Annotated in this window: 13 protein-coding genes and 3 pseudogenes; 14 read left to right on the top strand and 2 right to left on the bottom strand. The window is 62.1% G+C overall.

Annotation, left to right across the window (positions count from 1 at the left end; genetic code table 11):
• Positions 1-63: 63 nt before the first annotated feature.
• The 9 genes and pseudogenes from HYG77_RS22115 (at position 64) to HYG77_RS22155 (ending at position 9,902) form a co-directional block, all read left to right on the top strand.
• Entirely contained in the window at positions 64-1,287 is a 1,224-nt protein-coding gene (locus tag HYG77_RS22115) for a cytochrome P450 (protein WP_244373041.1), read from the top strand.
• Positions 1,284-2,957: an AMP-binding protein gene (locus tag HYG77_RS22120; protein WP_208960633.1), complete on the top strand. Its 1,674-nt coding sequence runs from the start codon at positions 1,284-1,286 to the stop codon at positions 2,955-2,957. Before HYG77_RS22115 ends, HYG77_RS22120 begins: the two co-directional genes overlap by 4 nt.
• Before the next feature lie 72 nt (positions 2,958-3,029).
• Positions 3,030-4,448 (top strand): aldehyde dehydrogenase family protein, encoded by a 1,419-nt coding sequence (locus HYG77_RS22125; RefSeq protein WP_208960634.1) that lies wholly within the window; start codon positions 3,030-3,032, stop codon positions 4,446-4,448.
• A 57-nt stretch (positions 4,449-4,505) separates the two neighbouring features.
• Positions 4,506-4,916: a hypothetical protein gene (locus tag HYG77_RS22130; RefSeq protein WP_208960635.1), complete on the top strand. Its 411-nt coding sequence runs from the start codon at positions 4,506-4,508 to the stop codon at positions 4,914-4,916.
• Between the two features lie 669 nt (positions 4,917-5,585).
• Positions 5,586-6,179, top strand: coding sequence for a hypothetical protein (locus HYG77_RS22135; protein WP_208960636.1), 594 nt, complete (start codon positions 5,586-5,588; stop codon positions 6,177-6,179).
• Between the two features lie 836 nt (positions 6,180-7,015).
• On the top strand, positions 7,016-7,873 hold the full coding sequence (locus tag HYG77_RS22140) for a mycofactocin-coupled SDR family oxidoreductase (protein WP_280123276.1): 858 nt from the start codon (positions 7,016-7,018) through the stop codon (positions 7,871-7,873).
• Between the two features lie 91 nt (positions 7,874-7,964).
• Complete coding sequence (locus tag HYG77_RS22145; protein ID WP_208960637.1) at positions 7,965-8,156, top strand: ferredoxin; 192 nt, start codon at positions 7,965-7,967, stop codon at positions 8,154-8,156.
• A 497-nt stretch (positions 8,157-8,653) separates the two neighbouring features.
• Positions 8,654-8,877 (top strand): annotated as a pseudogene (locus tag HYG77_RS22150) (IS1380 family transposase); the annotation flags it as partial.
• Positions 8,878-9,251: 374 nt separating this feature from the next.
• Positions 9,252-9,902, top strand: a complete 651-nt coding sequence (locus HYG77_RS22155) for a TetR/AcrR family transcriptional regulator (RefSeq protein WP_208960638.1) — start codon at positions 9,252-9,254, stop codon at positions 9,900-9,902.
• Between the two features lie 586 nt (positions 9,903-10,488).
• Here HYG77_RS22155 and HYG77_RS39770 read toward each other — a convergent pair.
• A pseudogene (locus tag HYG77_RS39770) lies at positions 10,489-10,697 on the bottom strand (iron-containing alcohol dehydrogenase); the annotation flags it as partial.
• A gap of 31 nt (positions 10,698-10,728) precedes the next feature.
• Positions 10,729-10,917: pseudogene (locus HYG77_RS22160) on the bottom strand (transposase); the annotation flags it as partial.
• Positions 10,918-11,025: 108 nt separating this feature from the next.
• On the opposite strand from HYG77_RS22160, the gene HYG77_RS22165 reads away from it, so the two are divergent.
• From HYG77_RS22165 to HYG77_RS22185, 5 genes are all read left to right on the top strand, one after another.
• A complete protein-coding gene (locus HYG77_RS22165; RefSeq protein WP_208960639.1) occupies positions 11,026-13,656 on the top strand; it encodes a LuxR C-terminal-related transcriptional regulator in 2,631 nt (876 codons plus the stop codon).
• An 83-nt stretch (positions 13,657-13,739) separates the two neighbouring features.
• A complete protein-coding gene (locus HYG77_RS22170) occupies positions 13,740-15,143 on the top strand; it encodes a hypothetical protein (RefSeq protein WP_208960640.1) in 1,404 nt (467 codons plus the stop codon).
• A gap of 12 nt (positions 15,144-15,155) precedes the next feature.
• Positions 15,156-18,125: a CHAT domain-containing protein gene (locus HYG77_RS22175; RefSeq protein ID WP_208960641.1), complete on the top strand. Its 2,970-nt coding sequence runs from the start codon at positions 15,156-15,158 to the stop codon at positions 18,123-18,125.
• A gap of 447 nt (positions 18,126-18,572) precedes the next feature.
• A complete protein-coding gene (locus tag HYG77_RS22180; protein WP_244373043.1) occupies positions 18,573-20,234 on the top strand; it encodes a DNA/RNA non-specific endonuclease in 1,662 nt (553 codons plus the stop codon).
• A gap of 163 nt (positions 20,235-20,397) precedes the next feature.
• Positions 20,398-23,517, top strand: coding sequence for a DUF4185 domain-containing protein (locus tag HYG77_RS22185; RefSeq protein ID WP_208960642.1), 3,120 nt, complete (start codon positions 20,398-20,400; stop codon positions 23,515-23,517).
• Positions 23,518-23,577: the final 60 nt, after the last annotated feature.

Consider the following 23,577-nt stretch of genomic DNA (forward strand, 5'->3'; position numbering starts at 1 on the left):
CGGTGTTCGTGACGGATTCAGCAGAGTCTGTCAGTTCCCGAAAACTATAAGGAGGGCGAAGCAGTGAAGAGTGTGAACGAAATCGTCGAATCGATCGACTTGTACGATCCGGAACAGCGTCCGCATATGTTGGACGCACTCCGTGCGGCGCGTGAAGGTGGGTGCCCCTTCCCGCGCGCCGCGGGCGACGGCGAATATTACGTTGCAACGCGATATGAAGACGTCAAGGCGATTGCTGAGCGACCCGACAAGTTCAGCAGTTGCGAACCTGCACTCAGGGGTCTTCCGGTGAGTTTGGCACCACTGGATCTGGACCCTCCGATCCACCGGGACTTTCGGAAATTCCTCAACAGGTATTTCTCCCGCAACTACCTTCTGAAGTACGAGGACCAGATCCGTCAGGTCGGCCAAGACCTCGTCGCTAAAGTTGCGCGCAAGCTCGAGGAGCACGGCGAGTTCGAGTTCGTGCACGACTTCGCTATCCCGTTCACCGCCGGCGCGCTTGGTCGCGTGGTCTTTGCAACCGAGGACGCGGACCTCACCAAGCGCGCGGTCAGCGCCGTTGAGCGTGCCGCGACCGAAGGCACACCCGAAGCGTTCTTTGAAATCGCTCTGATCGCAGGTGAGCTTCTTGAAGAGGTCGAGAAGAATCCCGAATCGCGCGATGACGTACTCGGTGCGCTGGTCACTGCCACGGTGGAAGATGGTCGCTTGTTGACAGACGACGAACGCCTGGGCGTGGTAACAGCCCTGTTGGCCGGCGGACTCGACACCACTCGGAGTGCGATGTCGAATATCGCCTACCACCTCGCAACAAACCCTGAGGTCGAAGGCAGATTGCGTAACCCTGACTGGTGGAAGGTCGATCTCGACGAATTCCTGCGATTCGAACCCACGGTGTCCTTCATGGCTCGCACCGTCACCGAGGACACCACGATCGGGGATTGCGAGTTCAAAAAGGGCGACCGCATTGCGGTGAACTACATGTCGGCCAATCGCGACGTCGAACATTTCGACAGTCCAGATGAATTGGACTTCGAGCGTATGGGCACTCCGCATGTGGCATTCGGTGTGGGGGTTCATCGTTGCCTGGGCTCACATTTTGCGAGATTACAGCTGGCGATCGCCTATGAGGAGCTGCTGAGCAAATTTGAAAACTTCCGGCTGACGATTCCGAAAGAAGAAACGCCACGTCAGGTTGGTATCAGTTACAACTCGGTCGAAAGCGTGCCGATTACCTGCTCTACGCGAAATGTTGTGAACGACGGTATTCAGGAGACGGTGTGACGATTCAGGCCAATTCAACGGTTACCGCACCAGTGCAGTGCGGCGACAAACTACCGTTTGACGTGGACCGAGGTTCTGTTGTCGGTCCTGTCGAGCAACTCCGTGGGTGGGCGGCCGCCGATCCATCGGTGCCCTTCGTCAAATTCGGTGGGGAGTGGATCACGGTCGGCGAACTCGATGGGAAGACCGACCGAGTTGCTGCAGGTTTGCTGAACCTCGGGCTTGTAAAGGGGGACCGGCTCGCCATCATGCTCCCCACAGCGGTCGAGTACGTCGAGCTCATTTTCGCGTGCGCAAAGCTCGGTATCGTCTTCGTGCCGATCAACGTCTTCCTGAAGGGCGAGTTCCTGAGGCACCAGTTGTCGACGAGCGGCGCCAGGGCGGTTGTCGGCGATGCAGCAGCAATGTCTCTACTGGCTGGCCAAGACTTTGCGACGACCTCGGTGCAATTCCTGGTAGGAGTAGACGGGGATGCCCCGGACGTTGATACTTCGTCGCCCATGTATGTCTCATACGCGTCGCTCGTCGAGCACGGTTCCGAACTTCCGGAAGTCAGTGTTCGACCTGACGACTTGATGAGTCTGATGTTCACCTCCGGGACGACCGGACTGTCGAAGGCCTGCAAGCTCTCGCACGCCTACTACTTCCAGGTCGCACGCATGTACATCGCCGCGGAATGGGTGGCAGCGGGGGACAAGATCGTCACGGCCCTGCCGCTGTATCACGCCGGCGGTCAGATCGCGGTCCTGATGTCGGCGCTATTTTCTCGGTCGTCGGTCAGCTTTCTCGCCCAATTCCACGCCAGCACCTTCATGCGTCAGGTCCACGAGGAAGGGGCGACCGCATCGTGGGGTGTGGCGGCGATGGCGGCAGCCGTTCTGGCCCAACCCGAATCGTCGGATCCTCCCATGCGCGGCCAATTACGTCTGGCGGTATGGATTCCGCTGGACATCCCGCGCCAAGAAGAATTCGAGAGACGCTTCGGTACACGTGTCGTGTCTGACGGGTACGGACAAACCGAAGCCACCGCGATCTGCCTGAACCCGGTGAGTGAGGAACGGCTCCCAGGAACCGTGGGACGTGCAGCCAGCCTTATCGAAGTTCGCATCGTCGATGATCTCGACAATGAGGTGCCCGATGGCGAAACAGGGGAATTCGCGGTGCGACCCCTGGCGCCGGGTGCCATCTTCTCCGGGTATTGGGAGAACGACAGCGCAACCGTTTCGACGATCACCAACCTGTGGTATCACACAGGCGACTACGGCCGTAAAACTCCGGAGGGAGCATTCGCATTCGTAGATCGGAAGAAGGATGCGATGAGGCGACGTGGCGAGAATGTGTCGTCAATCGAGCTGGAAGTTGCCATCCGGCAGCACCCTCTGGTTGATGAAGTCGCTGTACACGCCGTGGCCTCGCCGATGACGGAAGACGACATCAAGGCGTGCATCGTCGCACGGGGGGAGCGCCCCGAGCCCGGCGAACTGTTGAAGTACTTCGAAACGCATCTACCGTACTTCTGCATCCCCAGGTTCATCGAGTTCTTTGATGAGCTGCCCGTTAACGGTGTTGGACGTGTTCTCAAACATCAACTTCGCGAGAGGGCATTGGGAGCCGGCACGATCGACCTGACCGGTGAAAAGTATTCCCTGTCCAGGGAGAAGCGTCGCTAGGTGGAAGTGCTGTAGATCGCCCCACCAGCAATCTTGTTTTGTCTCTTTAGAATAACGACTCTGGGAGTTCTCATGGAAATGACAATCGGCGGTCAAGGTGTCTCAGGAGGTGACTATTTCGATGTAGTCAATCCCGCAACCGGCGACGTGTACGCGCAGGCGCCAGTCTGTACCGCAGCTCAGTTGGACCAGGCGATGGACGCTGCGTCGAAGGCTCAACTCGAATGGCGCAAAGACGAGGACTTCCGCCGGGAAAGGCTGCAGGAGTTGTCTGCTGCGGTCATGGATGCCGCGCCGGAACTGGCCGAGATCCTCGCGCACGAAAATGGAAAGACTCTCGATCTGGGCGGCGTGGAAGCGATGTCGGGTGCTGCCTGGCTCGACTATTACGCCAATGTAGAGCGGCCACGAGAAGTGATCCGTGATGATGACGGTGCCCATACGGAGATTGTGCGGCGCCCCCTCGGGGTGGTCGCGGGAATCACTCCGTGGAACGTTCCCGTCGCGATGACCTTCTTCAAGCTCGCGCCGGCGCTGCGGGCCGGTAACACGATGGTGCTGAAGCCATCACCCTTCACTCCCATCTCGACATTGCGCATCGGCGAGATCGCAAGTGAGATTTTGCCACCCGGCGTCTTCAACGTCGTTACCGGCGGGGACGAACTCGGGGCATGGATGACTGAGCATCCCGTACCGCGGAAGATCTCGTTTACAGGATCGGTGGCGACGGGAAAGCACGTTTATCGCTCCGCTGCGGCTGATCTCAAGCGGGTCACTCTAGAACTCGGCGGAAACGATGCAGCGATCGTGTTGGACGACGCTGATCCGGCGGAGATCGCAGAGGCTCTCTTCTGGGGCGCGTTCTGGAACAACGGCCAGGGGTGCATCCTCATTAAGAGGCTGTACGTGCCACGTTCAATCTATGACGGTGTGGTCGAGGCGCTCTCCGAGATAGCTAAACAGGTTGTCGTTGGTGATCCGCTCGGTGAAGAAACGCAGCTTGGGGCATTGGCGAATCGGCCTCAGTTCGAGCGAGTCAGTGGGTTGGTAAAAGACGCTCTCGAGAGCGGTGCAAAGGCGACCGCAGGGGGAAGGCCGGTGGACGGACCTGGAGTCTTCTATGAGCCGACCATCTTGGCCGGTGCGGTCGACGGCATGCGAATCGTCGACGAAGAGCAATTTGGACCCGCCTTGCCCGTCATACCGTACGACGATGTGAACGATGTGATCGCAAGGGTGAACGCAGGGCAGTTCGGGCTCGGCGGGTCCATCTGGTCTCCGGATATCGACCGTGCCACGGCCCTGGCAAGCCAACTCGACGTCGGAACTGCGTGGGTTAACTCGCATGCGGTGCTTGCGACGAACGCGCCCTTCGGCGGCGTCAAATGGAGCGGTATCGGCGTCGAACACGGTCCCTGGGGGCTCAACGACTTGTCGAGCATCCAGGTGCTCCATTGCAACAAAGGCAAGACCGCACCGGGTGCGCTCTGAATCACCTACCTGGGGCGAACACGTTCAGCAACGACATCTATGTGAAAGGAAAATGCAATGCCATTGTTCTCATCTACTGAGGAAGCCGCGGCTACTCTCGGCAAGTTCATCGAGAATGTCGCCGTCGACCCCGAACTGCAAGCTAAATGGGTTTCATCGAATGTAGCGTTCCGCATGAACTACACGGACCCCGAGTTGGTCATCGTCCTTGACGCATCCCAGGATCCGCCGGTCGTGCGGCAAGGCGACGCTGCAAAGGCATCTGACGTCGAGATCGAGCTGTTCATGGACACTGACACCGGCCATAAGTTCTGGCTTGGAGATCTGAATGTTCCGATGGCACTCGCACGGAGGAAGATCAAAGTGAAGGGGCCGGTGGGCAAGCTCCTCCAGTTGTTGCCGGCCATGCAGCCTGCCTTCATCAAGTACAACGAGTACCTTGCTGCACAGGGATTTGACCGAAAGTAGTCGTCAGGCGGGCGGGATAGGACTCACATTGCTGGTGGCACGAACAGCGCTATCGGTCACCAGCGCCGTGAAGCGAGTGTAGGCGTCGTTCGGCACAGGTGGGTTCAGTACCGAGACCTGAGCATTGCGGGACTCGAGTTAGCTCATCTTTACGCAGGGTGACCTATCGACACCACCCACTGTTGGAACCCTTTGACGAGGGCTGGGATCGGGCCGGAAAAAAGTTCGGGTCTTGATGCCGGCTTGTGGACGTCGATGAGATCGCCAGCGTCGTTCCGGCTCTGGATGATCGAAGCAAGTATGAAGATGCGTTACAAATGTATGAGTGTCCGATGATTGCAAGGAGTATCCATGTCCTCTCAACTAAGTGCTGGCGCGGACACCGTGTGGGGTCCGCTGGCGCAGCCCATCACAGCTCCCGCTGACCTCCCCGAAGGATCTCCCCCGTGGCGCGACAATGCGTGGCTTCCTTTTTGGGACGACGAGAACGGGATATACGGCACCGTCCACGTCTCGACCTCGCCGAACGCCGGCGCGCGCCAGGCGCGGTTCAGTCTGCAAACACCGAACGGAACGATCGAGCTCATTGAACCTCTGGACTCGGGGACCTTTGAGAGTAAATCCATCCGCGTGGGTCTTGACACCGGTTTCACCATCTCTAATCCGGAGGTGACCGCAGAACTTCGGTTCAGGCCTCAGTTTGCGCGGGCCGACTTCGTCGGCGACGCCTCGCCAAAGGCGTTCGGCGGCTACGCCGAGACGGGAGCTCTCAAGCACTACCAGCAGGCGGCCTCGGTCGTTGGCTCGGTCAACCTCCGAGGACAGGAATCCGCGGTTGACGGATCCGGATTCCGCGATCGAACCTGGGGATTTCGTGACGAGACGATCGGGATGTCCGAGTACTTCGGGTTCATGTGGAAATTCGAGACCTTTGCTTTGAGTGTGATGAGGTTGTACGGCAGTGACGGCTCTGATCACGCAACGGGATTCCTGCTCGGTGATACTGCGACGCCGGTGGCCGGTGTCACTTCGTTCACACGCGACGGCAGCGGGCTGTTCGTCGAGGCAGAGATCGAGCTGGATTCCGGCGATCGGCTCACCGTGGCCTCGGTAGGCCGGCCAGCCGGACAGTGGGTTCCGATGGGGCCTCCGCGGACGGGCGCAGTGATGAGCGCGTACGACGAATTCCACACGTTCAGGACCGCGTCGGGGGAGGCCGGTGGCGGAATCGTCGAGCAGGGGTATGTCCGGCGGGGCGTCTAATCGTTCCGGGTGCCGGTGCCATGTGCAGTGACGGCAGTCGAATTCGTGATGGCGACACAATCCCGTCGATGTGACCGGCGTGTGTCAGCCATGCGGGGCGACGGTCGACGAGTCCATCCCGCTGGCCCCTCGGCGTCACGTCGGCGAGCTGAGTGCGACGTGGGCGTACCCGTACCGTGAGCTGATATGCCGCCGCTTGGCGAATAGCTGACGGGCGGTGCGCAGACGTAGCCGGCGGCCGGTGAGGGCAGAAGCGGGTACGAGCTGGATCTGGGCACCGCTTCAACAAAGTACGGTGGCAGTCCACTCGATGAGCGTTAGATGCGGGTTGTTCTTGGCCCGGGGTCGGGCGGCGTGGCGATTCCCCGAGCGTGGGCGAAGACGGTTGTGCCGCGGCTCCACTGGTGTGACTTTCGGTTGAGTGTGAATAGTCGATTGTAGGCGCGCGGCGAGTTTATGTAAGTGTTTTTGCTCGCTCCTACCATCTTCCCAGGGCATCGCATGTGACAAGGGTCGCGCGCCGTTAGAGCGATTGACACTCTGCAGTGAGGTAGCTAACGTTAACAGCGTTACATACTACGTACTTTGTCTCGATGTTTGATCGTAGTCTGCAAGAACGCGTACCGGTTCGAGGCAGCTAGCAACCCGCTCTGCGCGGACAACTGGTGCATATTGCGAGATCGGGTCGCCGTCGGCAAATGACGACCGTAGACATTCAACGCCACATGCGGAGTGCCGAAGCGTTGCCCCGCGAGGGCTGGTAGCTCTCCAAAGTGGTTCATTCAGTCGTACACAATGCTGCAACTCGAGTATCGGAAGGAAACGGAGTCAGGCTGATGGGAAGAGTTTCGGAAAAGGTAGCTTTCATCACGGGTGCAGCACATGGCCAGGGCCGGTCACATGCACTGCGATTGGCAGAGGAAGGTGCCGATATCGTTGTAACCGATGCGTGTGCCCCTATCCATCCCTTGGTGGACTACAAGGCCGCGACACGTGAAGATCTGGAGGAGACCAGGGCGCTTGTTGAAAAGACTGGCCAGAAGTGTGTCACCGCCGTCGCTGACGTACGTGACCGTGCTGCGCTGACGGGTGCCGTCGAGGTCGGCATCGAAGCGTTCGGCCGCATCGACATCGTATGTGCCAACGCTGGCATTATGACGGTGCACGAGCACAGTTGGGATATCCCGGAGGACGCTGTCGATGCGGTAATAGATACCAATTTGAAGGGTGTCTGGAACACGGTCGTTGCAACAGCTCCACACATGGTCGAGTCCAAGCGCGGAGGATCGATCATTCTTACGTCTTCAACGGCCGGCCTTCGCGGGCATACGCCGTATGCGCATTATGCGGCAAGCAAGCATGGCGTCGTGGGCTTGATGAAGGCCTTCGCTAACGAACTCTCCCGGTACAAGATCCGTGTGAATACCGTTCACCCAACCGGGGTCCTCACCGAAGGTATGGGAACGTTCAGTGATCGAACGATGGCGATTATCGGTAGCAGTGCGACTGGGCTAGCAGGGGCAACCAACATCCTGCCAGACCTCGATGCGGATCCCGATGCAGAATACGCACCTGTGCCGCTGTTGCTGCCGATTGAGATTAGTAATGCGGTTCTGTGGCTCGCAAGCGATGAAGCCCGCTATGTCACTGGTGTTGCACTCGCAGTTGACGCTGGAAACACAGTAAAGCCCTGACTGGGCATTGTTCGTGAGGATGGAAGTCAGGTGCGTCTTCCTTGTAAACGGAATTCGCGCCTGGTTCTGCGGATTGGGAAATGAGTGAGAAATGCGAGTTGAGATTGACACGACCAAATGTCAGGGGCATGGCCGATGTTATCTATTGGCTCCCGAAGTATTCGATATGGATGAAGAAGGCATGGGAATTGTGACTGACCCGCAGCCAGCCGTCCAGTACCTTGATAGCGCGCGGAGCGCAGTCGAAAATTGTCCCGAAACCGCAATTTCGATGAGGGAATAAATATTTGGATGAAAGGTAACCCCCTCCCGTCGCTTGGCGGCTCGCATACGGGACAGCCTACAAATGGGCGTGCTCGCATAACGGCGGTGGCGGGTTGCCCTGGGGCAGGCACCATGCGACGAGCAATGGAACTTTGATCGCTCCGTCGACGATGTGAGCCTCGACAGATGCCACGGGCGATCGAGATTCGCCAACATGTGTGGCAATGGTGCCGACCGGGTAGTGCGACGGCGTTTACCACGTGGAGAGGTGAATTCCGCGATCATGTGACCGCAGTCGAGCATCCGACGATCCTGTTGGAGGGCAAGCCCCCGCATCGAGGTAGCGCTCTAAACCGCGGCGGTCCGGTGCTCCGTGGGCGAGGTGATGCTACTAAGCCTGAATCCACCGATGGTTTGAGGTGGTGGGTGGGTCGTAACGGCGAAATGTCTGTACGTTCGGGAAGATTGTGCTTGTCCAAGATCCGATCCTCCCCCTGAACGATAGGCATCCCTAGGGTGCAACTATCCCATACCCGCCTGGTGCGGGCGGCGGTGTTCGATGATCGCCACCTCCTCGCCTCGGACGGCCTGACCCGGTGCTGGGGTTGGCCCGGGAAAACCGGCTCGCTGACCTGACGGACGAGCACGTGTCGGTGCCGACCGACAAGGGCGCCAATGCGGGGCGGAAGGTGACCGCACTGGTCGCGGGAATGGTCGCCGGCGCCGACAGCATCGACGACGCCGAGATCGATTTCACCGCGTTCGGCTCCCGACTCGCGCCCGAGCGGACGCCGGACGATTGGTGGTGCGTCGCATCCCCGACCTGCGCGAGCACACCGCTCCGCGGACGCGCACCTGCGGTCGGGGCGGTTCGCCGCGAACGGCGCGTGGTTGGTGCTGGCGTTCAATCTCACTCACCGTCCCGGCCCGCGGGTGCATCCCGCCCTCGAGAAGTCATGTCAACCAAACCCGGGACGGCACGAGACGACAAACGAACGTTGTATACTTGAATCATGGCGATCGCGCAATAGGGGTACGCCCAGCCGTCGCGAGCCGCTAATGATTGATAGGCCACGCTGAATAGATTGATAACCGAGTGGAAGCTCAAGGTGACATGGCGCGCAGGAAAGCAGGGAATGTCCTCAGCAGAGATGGCGAGGAGGCCCGCTCGCAGATTCTCAATGCTGCGCAGACGGTGATCTTGCGCTTCGGTTTGGCGAAGACGACGATGGAGGATATAGCGACGGAGGCTGGAGTTTCACGTCCGACGATATACCGGTACTTCCAGGATCGTACTGAATTGACCTCAGCGCTGATCGATTGGCGCGCTCGAGAAGTGCTGGAGGTTAGCAGGAAACTTCTTCAAAGGGAGGGATCCTTTGAGGATAATTTCATTGCGGGTCTGATTCATACCGTTGCTGTAGCGCGCGAAGATCCGATCGTGGCTATGGTTCTAGCCCCAGCAAATCAGCGAGGAGAGTCGTGGTCGGAAGCTCTCGAGTTGGCTGCCGAGTTGACGGCCGACCTTTGGGAGCCTTTTCTGAAGGAAGCGAGGACCCGGGGCGAGATGAGAAGTGACCTTAACTCGTCGGAAGTCTACACTTGGCTCGCCCTTGTGCAGTTTGCACTGTTCAACAGCATGCAATCCATGGAACCCAGCGACCCTGCGCATGCGCGGATGTTGAGAACGTTCGTCCTTCCAGCCCTCGTAGCGCCGACCGATGGCGTCTCTGTTCGCAACGGTCGCCCCGTGTCTCGAAACTAACCGGCAGACCGGCTCTCGCAGAAAACGTCCGCGCATCGCTGACTGTCGTACAGGTGGCACTTCGGAGTCTGACGCATGGTCAGCGCGGGACTATCAGATACTCGGTGGATCTGACTCTGGCACATCGGTTTAGTTCTCACTTGCGGTGATCCGGCCTTCGAACGTGATCGTGAATGCGTTCAGTGCCGGCTTCCACCTCATTGCCCATCGTGCTCTGCCCCTCCCAGTCGGGTCCAGGGGCCCGGGTGCTGCCGGTCGCTGAATCGCTCAGGGTTGCATCGCTGATCGGTCCGCGCGTCGCGGTTCGAATCGGATCGAAAGTTCGCTGTCGCACACACGCGCCATCGTGGACGTCCGCGACGGAGGTCGCCGAGCCCATCACCGAACTGGGCGAGCCACACCACGCCTGGGTGCGCGAACGCGGCCTGCCCTCGGCGATGGACACCACGGGACGCCGCAACCGAATAATCATCGTTGCGTGAACGCGTGAGCACTTCATCGGCGGACATCCCGCCCTCGATCTCTCCAACGCTGTCTTCAGTCGGCGAGCGCCCACATCTGACAATTGATGGGGTCGGCGCGCAGCGCCCCACATCGCGTCGATGCAGTGTGCCATGGCGTTGAGCCCGGACGCGACCGACAGGTCCGCCGGTTGAGAATGTCAGCTGGCCGTCGGAGATGACGGCGATGGGCAGGACCGCATCGTCGACGCCGGTGGTCTTGCGTGCCGCTTCGTTTCAATTCCCATGCGTTGGTGGCTTCGGAGCCGGCGTAGGTGGTGGGTGCCGCGGATAGTGCCCCGTGGAGTGGTGGAGTTTCGGATCGGCTGTTCCTTCGCCGCGATCACCGCCCGGAGCTCGTCCATACTCACATCCGAGACATACCGGCGGGTGACCTGCCACTCGTCGTGCTGCTCGATAACCACCACGGTCGCCAGGCGCAGGAACGCAGCCGGATTCGGGAAGATCTCCACTACATCGGCTCGACGCTTGATTTCTTTGTTCAACCGCTCAATTATCCGGCCCTCGGGACCGGATCAACCCTGCCAGATGAGACCGGACATTCGTTATGAATTGCAGCGGAGGGGCTGAGAACGAGGGCGTCGACAAACTAGACTTCGAGAATGAGTCAGAGGTGGCCCCTGATTCGAAGACAAGCCGAGTTCGACGCCATCACCGCGTCGCTGAAGGCCCGGTCCGAGTGTTGCGGGGTGGTCCTTACCGGCGATCCCGGCGTGGGGAAAACCACCCTCGCCAGGTTCGCGACCGAATCACTGCCCGGCGAGGTGCGCTGGGTTGCCGGGACGGAATCAGCCCGAAGCATCCCGCTCGGCGTTTTTGCTCATCTGGTCGGCGCGTCGACCTCCCGGGATCCGGTCACGCTACTGTCCACGGCACGGCAGGCCCTCATTCACGACGGCGACACCCACCAGGACATGGTGATCGGTGTCGACGACGCCCACCTGCTCGATCAGCTCTCGGCGACATTCCTGCACCAACTGGCCCTCGATCGGGTGGTCAATATCGTCGCGACCGTCCGGAGCGGTGAGACCGTGCCCGACGCGATCACGTCCCTGTGGAAGGACGGGCACCTTCTTCGGCTGGAATTGATGCCGTTCACGCGGGAGCAGAGCATCGAACTGGTCGAGTCCGTGTTGGACGGCCCGCTCGAGGGGCTGAGTGCCGACATGATCTGGGAGGCGTCGGGGGGCAACGCCCTGTTTGTCCGGCATCTCGTCGAGGGCGCGCTGGAAGCGGGGACACTCCGCCGGTCCGGCGGTGTCTGGCAGCTGCGGGGTCGCGCCGCGATCACCTCCGAGCTCGCGTCGCTGCTGGAAACCAGGATCGAAAAGATCCCGTCCGACGTGCTGCACGCGCTTCAACTGCTGACCTTCTGCGAACCGCTCGATCTCGATGTTCTGTGTGCTCTCGCCGGTGAAAACGCAGTGGAAGAGGCGGAACGACGCGGCTTGGTCAGGATCGTCGAAGAACGACACCATCTCGATGTGCGCTACACCCATCCGCTCTTCGCCGAGGTGATTCGCCGACGGGTCGGTCGTGCGGCAGGACGCCGGTTACGCGGGAAGTTGGTGCAAGAGCTCAGTAATGGCGCAGTGACGGGTGCGGCGCATCGGATACGTCTCGCCGAGCTTGCACTCGACAGCGACCGCTCCGTGGACCCGGCGCTGCTCGCGTCGGCGGCTGCGGATGCCATCGGGCTGGCCAACGTCCCGCTCGGTGAACGACTGGCACGTGCAGCGTTCGAAGAAACCGGTGATTTCGGAGCGGCCGACCTCCTTGCCCGGGCATTGCTGTGGCAGGGGCACGCGGCCGAAGCCGAGGCACTGTTGCTCGCATTTTCCCCCGACTCGTTGACCCAGGCGCAGTTGGTGCGCTGGGGGACATCACGTATCGCGAACCTCTTCTGGGCACTCGGCGATTCGGAGAAGGCGGACGACGTCCTCGCAGTGCTACGCGAGCGTGTTACCAAACCGAGTCTCCTTCCGGTGGTCGAGGGAATCGGATCTGTGTGCGCGGTCTTCGAGAATCGACCGCAGGAGGCGGTGGACGCCGCGTGCGCTGTTCTCGCCTCGGAGCGGCCGTGGGCGGTCGAATGGGCGTTCTTCGGCGGGGGACTGGCGCTGGCGTTGATGGGACGCGGCGACGAGGTTCCCGCGTTGGCGGCGCGGAGCGCGGCCGTTGCCGAACAGATCGACGGATTACTGCGCTTTCCCGCCGGGCACGGCGAGATTCTGGCCTTGACCATGACCGGGCAGTTCGACAGGGCGCAGCGCCGAGCCGAACAGTATCTCGCCTTCGCGTCGAGTGGCCGCTATCTGGCGTGGGGACTGGCAAATATCCTGGTCGGGACGGTCGAACTCGTCCGGGGGCGGTTCACCGCCGCGGCCCAGCGCCTCGAACAGGCGATCGCAGCACTCGACGTGGGCGACACCGCCGACGCGGTGTCCTGGAGTGTCCCCGCGTACATTGCGCTGGGGCAGACATACGCCGTGCTCGGCCGCATCCACGAGGGGCAGCGCGTCATCTCGGAGGCGCGAGCCCGCAGTGGCCGGCACGTGGCGGTGTTCGGCCCCCAACTCGAACTGTCTGCCGCGTGGCTCGCCGCGGCACAGGGTGAGACTTCGCAGGCCATCGCGCTCGCACGGTCCGCCGCCGAATCAGCAGCAACTGCGGGACAGTTCGGTGTCGAGGCGGCCGCACTGCACCTTGCCACTCGATTCGGTGACCATTCCACTGCTCCGCGACTGGCGGCGCTCGCTGAACAGTGTGACGGCGAACTCGTCCGAATCGCGGCAGCCCAAGCATCCGCGTCAGCCTCCGCCGACGGACCAGGGCTGGTTGCGGCAGCGGACAGATTTCGAACGGTCGGTGCACTTCCCGATGCTGCCGATGCCTATGCGCAGGCCGCGATCGCCTTCCTGCGCGCGGACATCAAACGACTCTCGGTCGAGTGCGCCGCCACGGCGGCAGCACTGGCGGACGAATGCGACCGGATGTTGTCTCCTGCCCTCGCGGAGGCCGCACATCCACTGCCGCTCACGATTCGCGAACGTGAGATCGCATCAATGGTCGCGGCAGGATTGTCGAACCGGCACATCGCCGACCGTCTCTTCCTGTCGATCCGAACCGTCGAGGGACACATTTACCGCGCGTGCATCAAGCTTGGGGTCGCGGACCGTAACGAGCTCGCCCAGTTGATGAACCTCACGACACGACCAACTAAAAACGAGTAGTCGGCTACTCGTGTGCTGCCTCGCAGACCTGAGAACACTGGGGTCGGAACAGACCGTTGCCGGTGTTCGGTGTGGAGGCCGCCATGAAAGACGTCGTTGTGTTGATACCAGGGATCACGGGATCAGTTCTGGCACGGGACGGCAAGGACGTGTGGGCGTCGACTCCGGGGGCTGCGCTGCGGGGAGTGCTCTCGCTCGGCAACAACATCAAGCGGTTGCAGCTCGACGGCGACGATCCAGAAGTCGACGATCTCGGCGACGGCGTGGTAGCCACCCGGGTGATGTCGGACTTCCATGTGCTTCCGGGCTTGGATTGGAAAATCGACGGCTACACCAAGTTCCGCGTTGACCTGGTGCGCCGGTTCGGGGTGGTACCGGGCGAGAATTACTTCGAGCTTCCGTATGACTGGCGGCGTGACAATCGGGTGGCAGCCCGCAAGCTGGCGCGGCACGCTCACGGATGGTTGACACGCTGGCGGGAGAAGTCGGGCAATTCCGATGCACAGTTGATCCTCGTGGGTCACTCCATGGGTGGCATCGTTGCCCGCCTCTACCTCGAATTGCTCGAGGGGTGGAAGGACACCCGGACACTCATCACGTTCGGGACGCCGTACTCCGGGTCGATCAACGCGCTCGAGTTCCTGGTCAACGGATTCCGCAAAGGATGGGGCCCGTTCACCGTCGATCTCGGCAACCTCATTGGTTCCTTCACATCCGCCTATCAGCTGCTGCCGTCTTATCGGTGTCTCGAAAGTCCGAATGCGTCGTGGTCGAACCTGGACGACAAGATGGACGACTGGACGGGGACCGGGCTGGACGCCGCCCGCATGAAGGACGCGGTGACGCTGCACCGGCAGCTGCGCACACAGGTTCAGGAACGACTCGAAGCAGACAGGGACGAGGGCTACGACATCCGTCCCATCATCGGCGATTTCCAGCGCACGCACTGGGCTGCCCGGTTGGTAGACGGAAAGATCGTATCGCTGCCCGTGCGCGGACCGGGCGAAAGCGGCGGCGACGGCACAGTGCCGAAGTTGTCGGCGACCCCACCCGAACTCATGAAGGGGTGGAAGAACGCGGCCTTCTTCAGCCAGAAACATGCGTCGCTGCAGAACGACGACCCGGTGCTCGACCACGTCGGCGGGGTATTGAACATTGCGGTGATCACCCCGCCGAACGTATTTCCTGCGGTGAGCGAATCGGTGTCGCTCGAAGTCGACGACGTGACGACCGCCGAACCACTGGTGATCCGTGCGCGGACCGACGACCCTGGCGCCGAACTCGTCGCACATGTCGAGCCGGCCGTCGGCGGTCCGGTCCGGCAGCATCGGCTCTCGACTTCGGTCGACGGTTGGCAGCAGGCGACTGTCGAGGACCTCGCAGCTCAGGACTACCGCATCACGGTCGGTGCCCCGGGAGTGCACCCCGTCACGGACCTGGTGAGCGTCGTCGACTTGGACGAGGTAGCACGGACAGTGGATATGTAGGAGCTGGAAAGCATGATTCCGCTATCGAGGCGCAGTTTCGAAGAGCTGGAAATCAGTGTCCTCGAGGCCGGGGACCACATGTGGCTCTCGGCGAGATCCCCGCAGGGTTCGGTTTTCGCGGTGAAACGGCCTCTGCCCGAGTGGAAGCTACCCCGCGATGTCACCGGCAGGCCGGTCGATGAACCGGGTGAATGGCTCACCGATGCCGTCCGGCACGCTCGCCCGGACGCCGGACCCGAAGCACTCGAGGTGGGGAAGGTGCTGACAGACCTGGTGTTCGGTGTGCCGGAGATCGTCACGCTTCTGCAGCAGACACGTGGCACGGCAGGGACCGCGGGGAACCAGTTGCTCATTCGGATACTCGCGGCGCCGAACCGCATCGCCGCATGGCCGTGGGAGTTGTTACTGGATCCCCAGCGCCCGGACAGGTTCCTGTCCATGGCGCGGGACGTCCACGTGGTGCGGTCGGGACGAAGCCGCACCTACCCGATCCGGCAAGCGCCGATCGATCCACCACTCAATCTGTTGCTGGTCATGTCGAGTCCCCTTCGCTCTGGCCCGGACGAGTCCGAGGCACCGTTCGACCTCTATGCCGAAAAACGCAGTCTGCTGACGGAGTTGCAGCCGATGGTCGATCGAGGCCTGTTGCGTGTGGTGGTGGAGGATCGCCCCTCGGTCGAGCGTCTGCGGACTCGTATGGGGATGCAACGCCGCGGCTTTCATCTGTTCCACTACCTCGGGCATGCCAATCCCCACGGACTCAAGCTGGAACGCCGCAACGGTCGTGGGACACTTCTGCGGAGCCAAGAATTCGCTCTCTTGCTACAACAGCTTCCGGATCTTCGACTCGCCGTTTTCGCGGGATGTGAGACGGCGCGCGCGCCGGGTGTCTCGGCGGCGGACGAAACGTGGCCGGGCCAGCTGTCCTCGGCGGACTACTGCGTGCGGGATGCGTGTCCGATGGTAATCGGGATGCAAGCCGTGTTGCCCTTCGGAACGGAGCGACTGTTCACCCGCTTCTTCTACCAGGGACTCACCGCCGGGCAATCCGTCGCCGAGGCGCTGCGGTTGGCGCGTCTCGCGATCAACGGCGACGAGAACAGCGGTGATCCTCTGCTGAACTGGGCCGTGCCCTGTCTGTTCGTCGGCGGAAGCGATCCCGGTGCGGTCATCGACCCGGACGCGAAGGCGCGGCCGAGGCCCGCGCCGCGCAAGGTCAGTCGCCACCTGGGCGTACGGCAGGGTGAACTGCGCTTCATCTCCCGGCTCACCGAGTTGCGTGAGGCCGTGGACGTATTGTCCGGGAACACTTCGGCGCGGCTTCTCCAGGTGGTCGGCATGCCGGCCACCGGGAAGACCTCACTTCTCGACCGGGTGCTCGAGGAACTCGACCCGGACATCGCGCAACTTTTCATCAGCGCCAAACGTCTGCTCGCGGAACCCGAACCGGTCCGCGAACTGGCCTGCCTCGTCAAGGAACTGATCGACGGCAAGGGTCTTCGGGCGGTGCCGGCGGGTAGGTTCAGCGCCGACGACTGGTGGGAACGGTTGATCGGGGATCTCGGGGCCGTGCCCGCCGCGATTGTGATCGACGATGCGGACTTGCTCGCAGCTGATTCCGCCGGAGCATCTGACCTCGTGAACGCGCTCGTCACCCTCACCGGACGACGCGGCCGCGCACGGTTGGCGGTGGCCACCACGAGCGATCTCGATCAACTGACGCAGTCGCTGCGACCGTCCGAAGTGCGCACGATCCGCCTCGAGGCACTCTCCTGGCCCGAGGTGTGGCAATGGATCCGCCGCAATCTGCCGACACTCACTCGCTTCTCCGAGACGGAACTGTCCAAACTGTACGGCGAACTGCGCCACCTCGAACTGTGGGAACAACTAGCCGATCTGGTTGGCCAAAGCAATTCATTCGATTCGGACGATCTGCCCGCCCTGGTCAAGCAGGTCGCGGTTCCACCCGGAAAGGTTCCTGCGGTAGCGGCGATCGGCAGCGACTTCTTCGGGACGTCGGCCGAACTCGAATCCGTCATGGAGCGAGTGTGTCCCACGACTCCGGTAAAACGCCCATTGCAGTTGGCGGTCGCCGGGCCGTTCACTGCCCGGCGCCGTCAGGAGGTCACCGTCGCGCTTACCCAGTGCGCCATCAACCATGGAGTACCAGGACGGGTCGTCGCCGGCGAAACAGGAGTCGATGAATCTGCACTTGCCGAACTGCTGTCACACGAGTTGGCGTTTACCGACGGCGCGCCGTCGGAGCGCGAAGTCTGTCTGTGGTTGGAAGAAGCGGGGCGAGCGGGAGCCGACATCATCGTTCTCGACTACGGGAACGCGGAGCCGACCGACACCCAGAACACGATCATCGCCGATCTGGTCAGAGAGGGTCGACTGGTGATCGCGTCAGGTGATCACTCGGACGAACCCAGCTTCCCTGCGTGGAGCACCGACGTACTTGCGGTCGGTGCGGTCGAGGACGACGGCTCCCTCACCCACGAGACGCCGTACTTCTCCCGAGAGGGCAAGCCGGACATCTACGCGCCGAGAACCATCTCCGGGACCACCTGCGAACAAATTGTCGAAGAACCGGAAATGGAGGGGACGACCTTCGCCGCGCTGTACGTGGCTGCCGCTGCCATGCTGGTGTGGGCCACCGACCGGAATCTGACGGCCTCCGAGGTCCGTGCGCTGCTGCTGGACACGGCAGTCCCGATACCGGCGGGGCGTGGTGAGTCCGCGAAGCGGCTGGACATGGAAGCTGCACTGGATCGAGCCCGCCGCAGGCTCATCGTCGGCGCGCTGGGGTCGGAGGCGCTCGAACTCGGGCAACTACTCGCCGAAACGCCGATCCGCCCAGAATTGGCGGTACCGATCCTCGACGCCCTCGTGGCCGAGGGCGGTGCCGTCCGCAAGGTGGTCCGCAACGGTGTCGAGCAGTTCGAGCGTAGCGATTCCGCGGTGACGCCGAAATACGAGTAGCGGACTACTCATGACTGCCATGTCGGACGGGACAAGGCTGGTAGCAACCGGCCAGTACTATCCGAGGAAAAATAATGACCACCGTCAACAGCATGGGAAGCCGTAGAGTTCGACTCGATACGCCCGCAGCGACATTCGCGAGTGAGAAACAGCGGCAGGCCGAAGCGGCTGAGCGCCGCGCACGGGAGAGGGCCGCGCAGAGACGCGAGCATGTGGACGCGCTCGCCGGTCCCGGTGGAATCGCGGCCGTCGAGACTCCCGAACGAATCGCCAAACGCCTGGATCGGCTCACCCGCTATTACACAGGCGAGGACGTACCGCAGGCGACCCCCACCGCAGCGTCGGGTGTCCTCGTGGAGGAGGCGCTCGACCGGGTGAGTGAGTGGGTGGACAGTGACGCGTCGGCCGATCAGGTGCTGGAAAAAAATCATCAACACCTCCGATTTCGTGGGAGTACGCTATCTCGATGCCGGGGTGGCGGCTGCACGGTCGATCGGAAGGGTGAACATCCGCGATTCCCGGGGAAACCTGCAGGGCTACGGCACAGGCTTTCTCGTTTCGCCGACCTTGCTTCTGACGAATCACCATGTGCTGCCGAGCGCCGAAACAGCACGCAGCAGCGTAATCGAGTTCGATTACCAGGACGGTATCGACGGCAACCCGCTTCCGGTGCAAGTCTTCCCGCTGGATCCGGGCAGGTTCTTCCTCGCCGATCGGGAGCGCGACTTCGCCTTGGTGGCGGTTCGGGCACCTGCGCCGGTTCTCGCCCAGTTCGGATTCAACCGGCTGTTCGCCGCGGAGGGCAAGGCCGTCATCGGAGAGTTCGTGACCATCGTGCAGCATCCGCGCGGAGACAAGAAGCAAATTGCCCTGCGGGAGAACCGCATCGTCGATATTCCCGAACGATTTCTGCACTATTCGGCGGACACCGAGCCAGGCTCCTCGGGCTCCCCGGTGTTCAACGACCAGTGGGAAGTGGTTGCACTCCACCACGCGAGCGTACGAGCACCGCAGCACACCGAGTTCGGTGGGATCCTCAACGAGGGGGTGCGGATCAGCCGCATCCTGAAGTTTGTCGCCGACCAGGACATGCCGCGGAAGTGGCGCGCTCTCGTCGACGAGATCGTCAGCGCGGAGCAGGAATTAGCGACACCCTCTTCATCGCTCCGGCAGGACGTGGTGCCCAGGGAGGAAATCACCGTGCGCGTTCCGTTGGAAATTACTGTCCGCCTCGGTTCCGCCGAACCTCGCAGGGCCGCCGGCGGTGAGCCTAGTGACTCCGAAGCAATTTCGATCGACCCCGACTACAGCAACCGCCGTGGTTACGACCCGGGCTTCCTGCGAGTTCATCTACCCTTGCCGGTGGCCGGCCCGCAGGTGGCTTCGGTTGCGTCCGAAAAGCTCCGCTATCACCACTTCAGCGTAGTCATGCACACCGAGCGGGCTCTTGCGCTGTTCACAGCTGTCAACATCGACGGCAAGCAGTCACAGAATCCGAAGCGGGACCGTGACCGCTGGATCCTCGACCCTCGACTCCCGGCACGCCAACAAACCGGCGAGCGTGTGTACGAGAACAACCCGCTCGACCGAGGGCACCTCGTGCGCCGACTGGACCCCGCCTGGGGGCCGAATGCGAAGGCGGCAAATGACGACACGTTCCACTTCACGAACTGCACTCCGCAGCACCACGACTTCAACGCGGGGAAGACGCTGTGGCTCGGACTCGAAGATTACGTGCTGAAGAACGCCGACAACGCCGATCTTGCCGTGAGTGTCCTGACGGGCCCGGTGCTCGCCGCCGACGATCCCCGCTACCGTGGTGTGGCGCTGCCGCGTCAGTTCTGGAAGACCGTGGCGATGGCCAAGCGAGACGGCGGCCTCTCGGTTACCGGCTACCTGCTCACGCAGGCGGCACTGCTCGACGAGTTCACGGAAGGGGAGGAGTCGTTCTCCTACGGCGCGTATCGCACGTTTCAGGTTCCGGTACGGAGGATCGCCCAGTTGACCGGGCTCGACCTCGACGCCTACGTCGCGGCTGATCCACTCGAACAGGTCGAGGGCACCACTCTGCCCCGTGAATTGATCCGCCCCCAGGACCTCATCCTCTGACGTCGACGACAACTGGCTCGAGAATCGAGTACCGGACTACTCACGACGAACCCACGCGGCAGGGGAGAGGATCGAACTATTCAGCGCAGTCGGGTGATTGGTCCGACATGGAGCACCCCGGCGTTGTCGCGGACCGCAGTTCCATCTCACCGGTGAGGAAATCATGAATCGCTATCATCCGTTGGCCCCCGGAACCTACACCGGCGTGAGCAGCGGCTACCGAACCCCGGACCGGCCGGATCATCGCGGCGTGGATATCGCCGCGAACAACGGCACGCCCATCTATGCACCGACAGACGGCACCATCGCCTATGTGGGAATCGACGACGACCCTCAGGGCTACGGCTCCTGGCTGGTGATCGACTCCCAGAATCAATGGGGTTTGGATTTCACGTTCGGCCACACGCCGCCATCGTCGTTCATCAACCCACACACTGGGGAACAGTGGAAGTTCGGCGATCCAGTGCACGCGGGTGAGCAGATAGCCGTGGTCGGCTCGGAGGGTGGTTCGAGCGGCCCTCATCTACATTTCGAGACATTCGGTGCGCCGGGCCGCTTCGGCGGACCCGATCTGGATCCCGACTCGACATGGCTGAAGGAAGCCAAAGATCCGCGTCAGGCGCCGAAGGACAACGGACACACCTCATTGGTGGGCAAGCTTCTGGTCGACTTCTCCGCTGGTGTTCCCACAGCTGCTCAGATCCAGTCGGGCGGATTCGCCGGTGCCATTCGTTACATCTCCGACCCGAGGGCGGGATGGATGCTCGGCAAACCGCTGCGGAGGGAGGAGGCCGACGCCCTGCGCGCACGAGGTATGGTCGTCGTCTCCAACTTCCAATTCGGTAAGTCCGACTGGCTCGGTGGAGCGGAGCAGGGTCGACGGGATGCAGAGCGGGGAATACAGATTCACCGTGAGGCCGGTGGCCCCGAGACGGCGGCAATCTATGTGTCGGTGGACGCGTCGCCCAGCGAGGAACAGTGGAATACGCTGGTTCGCCCGTACCTGCTCGCGTGGCAGGAACGGCTCGGCAAGACGAGGATGGGTGTCTACTGCAACTATCCGACCATCGAGTGGGCGCTCCGCGACGGCATCGGCACCTATTTCTGGATGCACAATTGGGGCAGCAACGGCCGTGTACACCCCGCGGCGCACCTGCACCAATTCGAGATCGACAAGCAGAAGGTGGGAGGCGTCGGCATCGACCGGAACCGTATCCTCAAAGAGCAGTTCGGCCAGTGGGACGGTGTCGCCGCGGACGTTCCGACGCCGGTCGTCGAACCAGCGCAACCGCAGCCGGTGACGTCGCCCAGCGGATACCCGATCACGTGGTACGGAGGCCCGGGGTATGACACCGGTCACGGCGCATACTTGCGTATCTACCTGCACACCACCGAGAACCAGGACTGGGTGGCCCGCGCCGAGAATGTTGCCAATTATCAGGCCGGAGCGCAGAACGGCAGCTACCACTACCTGATCGACGACCACCACATCATCAACACCGTCAGCACCAAGAACACCGCGTGGGGCGTGCTCAGCGACAACCGCGTCAGCGTCCAGATCGCAATGGTGGGCACTTCGGGAAGCACTGAAACCTGGAGTGGCGCCAATCCGAACCGCGAGGAACGGCCGAAGTCGCGTGAGCAGTGGCTCGCTCACACGAAGATGCTCGACATGGTGGCATTCGTCATCGCCAAGGTCGCCACGGAGTACGACATTCCGATCGAGCGCGTCGACATCGGCGGGGTGGGCCACAACCGCAAGGGAGTGAGCAGCCACAACAACTACACCTACGGTTCGCGCGTTCTCAGAGGTTTCAAGGATGGGACGCACTGGGATGTCCCCGACACCTTTCCCTATGACGTCGTGCTGGCCGCGGCGAAGCGGTACGCGGGACTCCCCGAAGATCCCGATCGCTTTCCGCTACCTCCCGGTCACTACTGGGGGCCGCTGGACGGGCCCACCGAATCGTGGTCGAACACCTTCGGCAACGAACCGCAGTCCTCGAAAGACGGCCTGAAGCGCTGGCAGCAGACCATCGGTATTCCCGGGACGAGTATTTTCGACAAGGCCACCAAGGATGTAGCGACGCGAATGCAGCAGCTGTGGGGATGGCCGGTCACCGGAAACGTCTATGAGGGTGAATGGAACGAAGTCATCCATAACGGGTGGCGGCTGCCGGCGCCGGAGCCACCCCGGCCGGCGGTCCCGATCGAGGCCGGGCCCAAGGTGCACCACTCCAAGAAGATCAAGGAGGTGACGGGTCCCGGGCTGACCGACAGGTTCGGTATGGCCGCAACCGATCTCGGCGTGATGGCACGTACGCCGTCGGGACGAATACTGGCAATATTCGGCGACACTTTCCGTGGACCCCGAGTGGGAGACGGTGACTGGCGTTCGCCGGTAGCGCTGTTCTCCGACACCAAGAAGCTCGACGAGGGAATCGTGTGGAGTGAGGCCGCCGGCGGCGATCCCCGCTATGCGCGACAGCTCTGGGACTACCAACACGACAATCCGTTCTTCTCGACAGTTCTCCCGTCCGACGTCGTCACCATCGGCGACACGATGTACCTGCATGCCATGGTCAACAAGGGCCTCGGCAACGTCGTCTGGACCGAAATCTGGAAGTCGACCGACGACGGACACACGTGGCAGCACACCGGGGCGAAATTCGATGCGGGGCTTCACCGCGGACTTGCCCAGCTCTGGACGTGGGATGCTCCCGGGGACGGATGGGTCTACGTGTTCTCTACCGGCTTCCAGCGCGACAAACCCCTGATCCTCAGGCGTGTACGCGAGGACAGGATCACCGACCGGAATGCGTACGAGGGGTGGGGTTGGAAGGACGGCGCTTGGCGCTGGGGCAACGAGCCGACCCCGGTGCTGGAAAGAGCGCACTCAGCCGCCAAGTTCGGTGAAATGTGTCTGCGGGCAATCCAGGGTAAGTGGGTACTGGTCACGTTCGACAGCTCCGACGTGGGCGGTTACGACATCGACGTGCGCGTGTTCTCCAAGATCACCGACAACCTTTACGAGGCACACAAGAGCACACCCTTGCGCGGGGTCGGCTGGGGACAGGAGGGAGACGACGCGGTGGCCCAACTCTACGGTCCGTCGATCGTCCCCGGATCGAAGTTGGACGGCGGGTTCCATATCTTCGTGAGTCAGTGGAAGACGGAGGGCCCCGACAAGGGATGGCCGTACAGGGTGCTGCAGTTCAAGATCCCCGTGTCGAGCCCCGGGTTCCGTGACGACGGGGGCGTCAACCCCCACGACGGCCGGTAGCGGATCGCCTCCCGATCTGCGGATCGGGAGGCAACTCACCTCCTTCCCCCACGCTGCTGT

This window comes from Rhodococcus sp. ZPP (assembly GCF_017656075.1).
Lineage (GTDB): Bacteria > Actinomycetota > Actinomycetes > Mycobacteriales > Mycobacteriaceae > Rhodococcus_F > Rhodococcus_F oxybenzonivorans.